Genomic DNA, 9,179 nt, shown 5'->3' with positions numbered 1-9,179 from the left:
GACGCAGGCGGGCAAGGGCTCGCTGCCGTGGGACCACCCGTGCGCGGTCGGCGGCGTCGGCGCCACGGGCACGCCGGCCGCGAACGCCCTCGCCCGCGAGGCCGACGTCGTCCTGGGCGTCGGCACCCGCTACAGCGACTTCACCACCGCGTCCCGTACCGTCTTCGCCCACCCGGACGTACGGTTCGTCAACCTGAACGTCGCGTCGTTCGACGCCGCGAAGCACTCCGCCGTCTCCCTCGTCGCCGACGCGCGGGCCGGGCTGCGGGCGCTCACCGACGCCCTGGCGGGCCACCGCGTCGACCCCGCGTACGCCGACCGGGCGCGGCGGCTCGCCGAGGACTGGCGGCGGGTCGTCGACCGGGCCTACCACCTCGGGCACGGGCCGCTGCCGGCGCAGACCGAGATCATCGGCGCGGTGAACGAGATCGCCCGCCCCCGCGACGTCGTGGTGAACGCCGCCGGCAGCATGCCCGGCGATCTGCACCGGCTCTGGCGAGCCCGGGACCCGCGCCAGTACCACGTCGAGTACGGCTACTCCTGCATGGGTTACGAGATCGCCGGCGGGCTCGGGATCAAGATGGCCGACCCCGACCGGGAGGTGTTCGTCCTCGTCGGCGACGGGTCGTACCTGATGATGGCCCAGGAGATCGTCACGGCGGTCGCCGAGCGGATCAAGCTCACGATCGTGCTCGTCCAGAACCACGGCTTCGCCTCCATCGGCGCGCTGTCGGAGTCGCTGGGGTCCCAGCGGTTCGGCACGAGCTACCGCTACCGGAATCCGGAGACCGGCCTGCTCGACGGCGAACTCCTCCCCGTCGACCTCGCGGCGAACGCCGCGAGCCTCGGCGCGGACGTGCTGCGCGCGACGACCGTGGCGGAGTTCCGCTCCGCGCTCGAACGCGCGCGGGACGCGGAGGTCACGACCGTCGTCCACGTCGAGACCGACCCGCTGGCGCCCGCGCCGTCCTCGGACGCCTGGTGGGACGTTCCGGTGGCCGAGGTCTCCGCGCTCGACAGCACCCGCAAGGCCCGGGCCGAGTACGAGGCCGCCAAGGCCGCGCAACGCCCCCACCTCGGCCCGACACAGTGAGGACGGAGAGACGCGATGTTCCAGACAGGTAGACGGGCCGGCATCCTCCTGGCCGGTCTCGCCCTCGCCCTGACCGCGTGCAGCAGCCACGGCGGCAAGAAGGCACAGGAGTCGGCGAACGACACCGGCGCCGGGAAGGCGAACACCCCCCGGATGAAGATCGCCATGGTCACGCACCAGGCGCCCGGCGACACGTTCTGGGACATCGTCCGCAAGGGCGCCGAGGCCGCCGCGGCCAAGGACAACGTGCAGCTCGTCTACTCCAACGACCCGGACGGCGACAAGCAGGCCACGCTGGTGCAGAACGCCATCGACAGCAAGGTCGACGGCATCGCGGTGACCCTCTCGCACCCCGACGCGATGGCCGGCACCGTCAAGAAGGCCTCCGGCGGCGGGATCCCGGTCGTCGTGCTGAACGCCGGCGTGGACGCCTGGCAGAAGGTCGGCGCGCTGGAGTTCTTCGGCTCCGACGAGAGCCTCGCGGGGGAGAGCGCGGGCAAGCGGCTGAGCACCGAGGGGGCCAAGCACGTCCTGTGCGTCCTGCACGAGCAGGGCTCGGTCTCGCTCGAGGCGCGCTGCGGCGGGCTGGCCAAGACGTTCTCCGGCAAGACCGACAAGGTCTACGTCCAGGGGACGAACATGCCGTCCGTGCGGTCCACCATCGCCGCCAAGCTCAAGCAGGACATGAGCATCGACCGGGTCGTCGCGCTGGGCGCGCCGTTCGCCCTCACGGCGCTGCAGTCGGTCAAGGACGCGGGCAGCCCGGCCAAGGTCGCGGCGTTCGACATGAACCCGGCCATGGTCAAGGCCGTCCAGGACGGCACCGTCGAGTGGGCCGTCGACCAGCAGCCGTACCTGCAGGGCTACCTCGCGGTCGACTCGCTGTGGCTCTACAAGACCAACGGCAACGTCCTCGGCGGCGGCCAGGCGACGCCGACCGGCCCGTACTTCGTCGACAAGACCAACGTCGCCGCGGTCGCCCAGTACGCCGCGCGCGGCACCCGCTAGCGATGGCGTCCCAGCCCTGGAGGTCCCGATGAGTCAGGCCGTGGACGCGGCGGCCCCGCCGTCCGCGCCGGACGAGCGGCTCACCCGGCGGTCGCCGCTCGCCCGGCTGCTGGCGCGGCCCGAGGCCGGCTCGCTGGCCGGCGCGGTCGTCATCTACGTGTTCTTCTTCGCCGTGGCCCCGCCGTTCCGCGGGCTCGACGCGCTGGCGACGATCCTGTACGCCAGCTCGACCATCGGCATCCCGGCGGTCGCGGTGGCGCTGCTGATGATCGGCGGTGAGTTCGACCTGTCGGCGGGCGTGGCCGTGACGAGCTCGGCGCTGGTCGCCTCGATGCTGAGCTTCCAGCTGACGCTGAACCTGTGGGTCGGGATCGCGGTGGGGCTGCTGCTGGCCCTGGGCGTCGGCGCGCTGAACGGCTACCTCGTCATGAAGACCGGGATCCCGAGCTTCCTCGTGACGCTGGCGACGTTCCTCATGCTGCAGGGCCTGAACCTGGCCATCACCAAGGTGATCACCGGCAACGTCGCCAGCCCGGACATCTCGAATATGGACGGCTTCGGGGCGGCGCAGAAGTTCTTCGCCGCCGAGTGGCGGATCGGCGGCCTGTCCCTGCGGATCAGCGTGGTGTGGTGGCTGCTGTTCACCGCGCTCGCCACCTGGGTGCTGCTGCGGACGCGCGTCGGCAACTGGATCTTCGCGGTCGGGGGAGCGGAGTCCAGCGCGCGGGCCGTCGGCGTCCCGGTCCGGCGCGTGAAGATCGGCCTGTTCATGACCGTCGGGTTCCTGGCCTGGTTCACCGGCATGAACCTGCTGTTCTCCTTCACCACCGTGCAGTCCGGCGAGGGCGTCGGCAACGAGTTCCTGTACATCATCGCGGCGGTCATCGGCGGCTGCCTGCTCACCGGCGGGTACGGCTCGGCCATCGGCACCGCGACCGGCGCGTTCATCTTCGGGATGACCACCCAGGGCATCGTGTACGCGGGCTGGAACGCCGACTGGTTCAAGTTCTTCCTCGGCGCGATGCTGCTCGGCGCCACCCTCCTCAACCTCTGGGTCCGCCGGCGAACGGAGGCCGCCCTATGACGGAAACGCCGCTGGTGAGGCTCACGGACTGCGAGAAGCGGTACGGCACGATCATCGCGCTGACCGGCGTGTCGCTGGAGGTCCACGCGGGCGAGGTGACCTGCGTGCTGGGCGACAACGGCGCCGGCAAGTCCACCCTCATCAAGATCATCTCCGGGATGCACCAGGCCGACGCCGGCACCTACGAGGTCGAGGGCGAGCCCATACGTCTCGCGTCCCCGCGCGAGGCCCTCGAACGCGGCATCGCGACCGTGTACCAGGACCTCGCCGTCGTCCCGCTGATGCCGGTCTGGCGCAACTTCTTCCTCGGCTCGGAGGTCCGCAAGGGCGTCGGCCCGCTCAGCCGGCTCGACATCAGGTTCATGCGCGACACCACGCGCGCCGAGCTGCACGACATGGGCATCGACCTGCGCGACGTCGACCAGCCGATCGGCACCCTGTCGGGCGGCGAACGCCAGTGCGTCGCCATCGCCCGCGCCGTCTACTTCGGCGCGAAGGTGCTCATCCTCGACGAGCCCACCGCCGCGCTCGGCGTCAAGCAGGCCGGCGTCGTGCTCCGCTACATCATGCGGGCCAAGGCGCGGGGACTCGGCGTCGTGTTCATCACCCACAACCCGCACCACGCGTACCCGGTCGGCGACCGGTTCCTGCTGCTGAACCGGGGGCGCCCGCTCGGCACGTACGCCAAGGACGAGATCACCCGCGAACGCCTGACGACCCTGATGGCCGGTGGCGAGGAACTCGAACAGCTCAGCCACGAGCTCGAAGGAGCGGCCGACGCCGACCTCGGCCGCGTCGCCGAGGAGCTCGAACAGGAGGTCGCCGAGCTGTCGGGCCGGGCCGCGCCGCCGGGGCAGCCGGGCTCCTGAACCGTACGGAGGAACATTGCGGGAACGGGTACTGGGCGTCGGGGTCATCGGCGCCGGGTGGATGGGGCACGTGCACGCCCGCGCGTACGCCCGGCTGCCGCACCACTATCCGGATCTGGGAATCCGGGCGCGCCTGGTCGCCGTGGCCGACACCGTCCCGGCCCGAGCCGAGGACTTCGCCGACCGGTACGCCCCGGACCGCGTGCACGTGGACTGGGCGGCCCTGCTGAAGGACCCCGAGATCGAGGCGGTCAGCGTCACCGCGCCGAACGCGTACCACCGGGACATCGCGGTGGCGGCGGCCCGGGCGGGCAAGCACCTGTGGATCGAGAAACCGGTCGGCCTGACCGCTGACGACGCCCGCGCGGCGGCCGAGGCCGTGGCCCGGGCGGGCGTCCAGGCGACCGTCGGGTTCAACTACCGGAACCTGCCCGCCGTGGCCCGCGCCCGGCGCCTGATCGCCGACGGCGCCATCGGAACGCCGACCCACGCCCGCGTCACCTTCCTCACCGACTACGCCGCGCATCCCGCCGGCGCGCTCACCTGGCGGTTCCTGCGGGCGCAGGGCGGCTCGGGCGTGCTCGGGGACCTCGGCTCCCACGGCGTCGACCTCATGCGGTTCCTCCTCGGCGACGTCGAACGGCTCGTCGCCGACACCGCCGTCTTCCTGCCCCGCCGACCCCTCGTGGCGCCCGGCGGCAGCCACTACGCGGTCGTGGACACCCCCGATCAGCCGACCGGCGCGGTGGAGAACGAGGACTACGTCTGCGCCCTGCTGCGGACGCGCGGCGGGGCCCGGGTCACCTTCGAGGCGGGGCGCACCGAGGTGGGGGCGCAGAACACCTACGGCTTCGTCGTGCAGGGGAGCGCGGGGCTGGTCGGCTGGGACTTCCGGCGCGCCGGGGAACTGACGGTCGTCGCGGGCGGCGACTACCAGAACCAGCCCGCGGCGACCGTCTCCGCGGGCCCCGGGGACGGCGAGTACGCGCGATTCCAGCCCGGGGCCGGCATCGTGATGAGCTACGACGACACCAAGGTCATCGAGGCCGCCGCGTTCCTGCGGAGCGTCGGCGAGGGAGTGCCGCACGGGCCGACCCTGGAGGACGCCGTACGGAGCGCCGAGGTCGTGGACGCGATGGCGCGGTCCGCCGCGGCGTCCGCCTGGGTCGAGCTGTGATCTCTTCGAAAGGTCACGCGTGATCGGCGCAGCACGGTGTGGGGTCGGCCACCTCGAAGGGGACCAGCACGTCCTTCCCGCCGGGCATGGCGGCCAGGGTGAGCAGGCCCGCACGCCACTCGGGCCGGACGTGCCCGCGGGTGTCGAGGCGGTCCGCCGGATCGGCCCGGCCGCCGCCGAGCACGACCACTTCGTCGATGGCCGAGGCGGTCAGCACGTCCCGGACGCTCAGCGACCCGGTGAGGGTCTCGGCCCCAGGGAAGACGACGGCACGACCGGCGGAACGCTCGGCGTGTTCACGGGCGGCCTCGGCGGCCGCCTCGGCGAGCTCGGCCGGACCCCGGCGGTGCCCTTCGCAGGCGAGGCCGAGGTCGGCCGGGACCTGTTCCGGTACGGCGGCGACGGTGAGGGAGACCGCGACGTGCGGCCGGCCCTGCCGCACCAGGTGGGTGCAGCCGATGGCGCCGGCCGGGCGGCCGAACTCCTCGAACAGACGGTGAAGGAGGTGTTCGGCCGCCGCCAGAGTGGGCGATCCGTCGCTGGCGCCCACGATGACGGCGCTCGTCATCGCCGGGGGAGCACCCAGATCGGGTTCGTGTAGAACCACAGGTCCTTCCACGGGTCGGCGTCGCCGAGCGCGTCGATCGCCGGTCCGTGCGGGTCGACGGCGGCGCCGCGCAGGCCGACCGCGCCGCGGTTCCCGTCGGTGCCGCGCAGCCGCAGGTACACGGGCTTGTCGACGGCGCCCAGCGAGTGGACGAACGTCACCGAGCCGGTGTTCTTGCCGACCTCGTAGGACTTGACGACCTTCGTGTTCGGCGCGACGAAGGTGTCCTTGTCCGACGCCGGGCCGGTCACGTCGCCCTGGATGACGTCCACCCGGGCGAGGGTCGGCACGAACTGCGCCCAGTTCGGCCGACCGGCCAGGTCGACCGTGACCGTGAGCTCGACGCGGCTGCCGTCGCGGATGTGCAGCACCCCGCCGAGCGGGACACCTCGCTGCCCGCTTCCCGCGACGCGCACCCGTACGTCCAGGCCGCTGATCAGCCCGCCGTGGTCGACCCAGACGCGGCCCTCCCGCAGCGCCTGCATCACCGCCGCGTACGAGAAGGACGTGGCGCCCACGTGAGTGCGGCTGTAGTAGCCCGGCCAGAAGTCGGTGTTGGTGAGGTTGACGGCGCCGCCGTAGACCGGGTCGTTGTAGTAGCCGTTGGTGTTGAAGTCGCTGTTCGGCCCGCGGGTGGCGGTGTCGGCGTAGACGTTGTGGGAGTCGGAGTTCGCGGTGATCCACCAGGGCTTGCCCTCGGCGAGCAGGCTGTCCCAGAGCCCGCCGACGGTCGCGGTCATCCAGTCGAAGCCGCCGTAGGTGCGGTAGCTCTCCAGCGGGTAGCCGGCGAAGGAGTCCGCGCTCGGGCTGTTGTCGTACAGGCCGCGCGCCGAGCCGGGGCCGTTCGGTTTGGGAAGGCCCGCGGCCTGGTGACCCGGCGCGCCCTCCATGCCGACCGCGATGGTCGGTTGCGCGTCCCGCCAGCCACGGATCTCGTGCGGGGAGTCGATGCCCTTGCGGGCGGGGTGGTTCGCCAGGAAGAGGGCGTCGCCGATCTTGCGGCGGCGTACGGCGTCGGCCAGGAAGTTCACCCCGGCGATCGCGAGCGCCTCGTTGGCGGACGTGCCGGCGGTCGCGTTCTTGACCACGCCGTCGAAGGAGTTCTCGAACTCCTTCAGCACGGCGACCTCGTTCTTGCCCGGGTGGACGAACACCGTGCCGTGCTCGGCGGCCGGGATGTTCCACTCCAGCCCCTGGAAGACCAGGGTGTCCTTGATCTGGGACCGGGCTGTGACGATGTCGGGGTTGACCTTCTCCACGCCGATCTTCGCGTGCTGGGCGCTGCCGTGGTCGGTGATGACCATCCAGTCCAGCCCGAACGCGTTCGCGTGCCGGACGTGGTCGATCACCCGGTACATGGCGTCGGAGCTGTACCGCGTGTGGATGTGGTGGTCGCCGGCCAGCCACAGATAGCCGCCCCGTGGCTGGTGCGCGGACGACGCGACCTGGGCGGCCTTCGCCGGTGTGGCCGCGGCGGCGGCCGACGAGCCCAGGACGCCGGTGGCGGCCGCGCCGGCCCCGAGGACGCCCGCGCCGCGCAGCAGGTTCCGCCGGGAGACCTCCGACGGCGACAGTTCCTTGTCCGGGATCGAGGTGTCCAGCAGCGGCGGAAGCTCGCCTGGCTCCCCATCGTGGTGATCGTGATGGTGGTGGTGTCCGTGGCCCATGTCAGCCCCTCGCGTCCCGCCGACCTCGGTGATCGGCTACGGGACGCACCCTGACGTGGGCCGATGAACGGCGCCCGAATGCGAGGCATCCGCTTTGCCATCGTTTTACCCTCGGCGGATGACTGACCCGGCGGGTGACCCGCCGTGGCGCGGGTCGAGGTGTGATCGTCCGGTCGGCGGCTCGCGATGCGCGAAGCGGTCGCGGTCTACGCTAGAGTTGTTCCGCTCGCTCGCGGCGGGCACCGGGACGTGGCCTAGCTTGGTAAGGCGTCTGACTGGGGGTCAGAAGATCGTGGGTTCAAATCCCGCCGTCCCGACACAGAGCGGCTAGCTCGGCCGCAGGTCAGGGCCCTGGATCACTTCGGTGAGACGGGGCCCTGACTGCTTTCCGGGGCCATTCGTCTCGCAACGTCTCACATGACTAGCTGATCTTGTAAATCTCCGCGAGTCGGCGCTGAAGCCTTCGCCGCTTCGGTATGACTTCGGATCGGGAATGGTCACCCGAGTGCCTGGCGAAGTTCCTCGACGTCCACACCTATGGCGGACAGTAGCGAGTGGCACGGGTCGTCGGGGTCCGCCAGCACCGCGGCCAGCAGGTGCGTGGTGCCGGTAGACGGGCTCTTGCGCTCATGGGCGAGCAGGCGTGCGCGGGTCAACGCCTTCTCGGCGCTGCTTTCCAGGGCGAGTGAACCTGCCTGCGGCCGGTCGCCCGGCCGGATCAGGTCGGCGACCGCGTTGAACACGGCGGATGATGTGGCTCCTCGGGTACGCAGCAGCTCAGCACCCGTGTTGACCTGGGCCACCCCGTCGCGGAACCGGCGGCCGGCGGTGGTGAGCTGGTCGTCCACGACGAGCATGGCGAGTAGCAGATGCGCGGTGGTCACGCGGGAATGTCCGAGCCGGATGGTCTGGCGCTTGGCTTCCATGCGCACCGTGGGCACGACAGGAGACCCGAAGCCACCGCTGGTGAGCAGCCTGCCGATGCGGCCTCCCCACCCTCTGCCCGCGGGTTTGTCGAGCATGCCCAGGTTGCACAGCCCGTCGACGCTGCGCATATTCGGTTCGCCGTCCTGGTGCGCGCTCGGATGCACGGCGAGCCTGGCTCTGAGTTCGTCCCGATCCAGCCGCCGTTCGAGCAGTGCCTCACTTGCTCGGTTACCGGGATCGTGCAGCAGCCCCATGAGCATGTGGGTCTCGTTCGCCCAGGTGACGCCGAGTTCGTGAGCGGACACGAGCATCTGACCGAGCGCGGTGACCAGCGCTCCGCTGGGCAGCATGGGCTGGCTCTCCGGCGACGCCGACTTGTCACGCGGCTTCGCCGTCCGGCGAGCCCCCCACTCGGCCTCGTGCAACAGCGCCGTGACCGCGGGCGCGGCCGGTGGGTCGTTCCTGTCATCGTCCCCGCTCAGCCAGACCGTGTCGTCCTTGGCCGAGATGCCCGCCCTCAGCCCGCCGTTGCTGCGAGACAACAGATCCGCTGCCGCGGATTCGCCCTTGAGCAGCGCGAAGAGCAGATGCTGGGTTCCCACGGTCTGGCCGGTCTGGGCGGCTTTCTCATACGCCCGGGCCAGCGACTCCACGACCTCGCGGGAGGCGTCGGTGGTACCGGTGCTCGATGCGTTCATCATGCGGTCCCCTTCGTTAATCATCACGATGGAGCCTAGGAACGCGCCT

8 protein-coding genes and 1 tRNA gene are annotated in these 9,179 nt (G+C 71.4%); 6 read left to right on the top strand and 3 right to left on the bottom strand.

The genetic code is table 11. From position 1 onward, the window contains the following. From AB0K82_RS31505 to AB0K82_RS31485, 5 genes are all read left to right on the top strand, one after another. Window positions 1-1,093 (top strand): thiamine pyrophosphate-dependent enzyme (locus AB0K82_RS31505; protein ID WP_364404050.1); only part of this gene is annotated, 1,093 nt, incomplete at its 5' end. 15 nt (window positions 1,094-1,108) lie between these two features. Then, window positions 1,109-2,101 carry a sugar ABC transporter substrate-binding protein gene (locus AB0K82_RS31500; RefSeq protein ID WP_364404048.1) on the top strand — a complete coding sequence of 331 codons (993 nt, stop codon included), beginning with the start codon at window positions 1,109-1,111 and terminating at the stop codon, window positions 2,099-2,101. Window positions 2,102-2,129: 28 nt separating this feature from the next. Continuing rightward, the gene (locus tag AB0K82_RS31495; protein WP_364404046.1) at window positions 2,130-3,185 is read left to right on the top strand and encodes an ABC transporter permease; all 1,056 of its coding nucleotides are present in this window, start codon (window positions 2,130-2,132) and stop codon (window positions 3,183-3,185) included. Then, window positions 3,182-4,054, top strand: coding sequence for an ATP-binding cassette domain-containing protein (locus AB0K82_RS31490; protein WP_364404044.1), 873 nt, complete (start codon window positions 3,182-3,184; stop codon window positions 4,052-4,054). The genes AB0K82_RS31495 and AB0K82_RS31490 overlap by 4 nt, the downstream gene beginning before the upstream one ends. A gap of 16 nt (window positions 4,055-4,070) precedes the next feature. Next, window positions 4,071-5,231, top strand: coding sequence for a Gfo/Idh/MocA family oxidoreductase (locus tag AB0K82_RS31485; RefSeq protein WP_364404042.1), 1,161 nt, complete (start codon window positions 4,071-4,073; stop codon window positions 5,229-5,231). Window positions 5,232-5,244: 13 nt separating this feature from the next. Here AB0K82_RS31485 and AB0K82_RS31480 read toward each other — a convergent pair whose 3' ends face one another. Continuing rightward, entirely contained in the window at window positions 5,245-5,799 is a 555-nt protein-coding gene (locus tag AB0K82_RS31480; protein WP_364404040.1) for a hypothetical protein, read from the bottom strand. Further along, window positions 5,796-7,505 carry a PHP domain-containing protein gene (locus tag AB0K82_RS31475; protein ID WP_364404038.1) on the bottom strand — a complete coding sequence of 570 codons (1,710 nt, stop codon included), beginning with the start codon at window positions 7,503-7,505 and terminating at the stop codon, window positions 5,796-5,798. The genes AB0K82_RS31480 and AB0K82_RS31475 overlap by 4 nt, the downstream gene beginning before the upstream one ends. 243 nt (window positions 7,506-7,748) lie before the next feature. Between AB0K82_RS31475 and AB0K82_RS31470 the strand changes: the two genes are divergently transcribed. Next, window positions 7,749-7,822 (top strand) — tRNA-Pro (locus tag AB0K82_RS31470). 180 nt (window positions 7,823-8,002) lie between these two features. Here the strand turns inward: AB0K82_RS31470 and AB0K82_RS31465 are convergent. Beyond that, window positions 8,003-9,133, bottom strand: a complete 1,131-nt coding sequence (locus AB0K82_RS31465; protein ID WP_364404036.1) for a Clp protease N-terminal domain-containing protein — start codon at window positions 9,131-9,133, stop codon at window positions 8,003-8,005. Window positions 9,134-9,179: the final 46 nt, after the last annotated feature.

The organism is Actinoallomurus sp. NPDC052274 (assembly GCF_040679475.1).
Taxonomy (GTDB): Bacteria; Actinomycetota; Actinomycetes; order Streptosporangiales; family Streptosporangiaceae; genus Actinoallomurus; species Actinoallomurus liliacearum.
The sequence above is the reverse complement of the archived record's forward strand: the minus strand, read 5'-3'. Positions and strand labels throughout refer to the sequence as shown.

Excerpts from the sequence above, each read along its gene's own strand:
- AB0K82_RS31500 (WP_364404048.1), top strand. The coding sequence starts at position 1,109 with ATGTTCCAGACAGGTAGACGGGCCGGCATCCTCCTGGCCGGTCTCGCC.
- AB0K82_RS31495 (WP_364404046.1), top strand. The coding sequence starts at position 2,130 with ATGAGTCAGGCCGTGGACGCGGCGGCCCCGCCGTCCGCGCCGGACGAG.
- AB0K82_RS31490 (WP_364404044.1), top strand. The coding sequence starts at position 3,182 with ATGACGGAAACGCCGCTGGTGAGGCTCACGGACTGCGAGAAGCGGTAC.
- AB0K82_RS31480 (WP_364404040.1), bottom strand. The coding sequence starts at position 5,799 with ATGACGAGCGCCGTCATCGTGGGCGCCAGCGACGGATCGCCCACTCTG.
- AB0K82_RS31475 (WP_364404038.1), bottom strand. The coding sequence starts at position 7,505 with ATGGGCCACGGACACCACCACCATCACGATCACCACGATGGGGAGCCA.
- AB0K82_RS31465 (WP_364404036.1), bottom strand. The coding sequence starts at position 9,133 with ATGATGAACGCATCGAGCACCGGTACCACCGACGCCTCCCGCGAGGTC.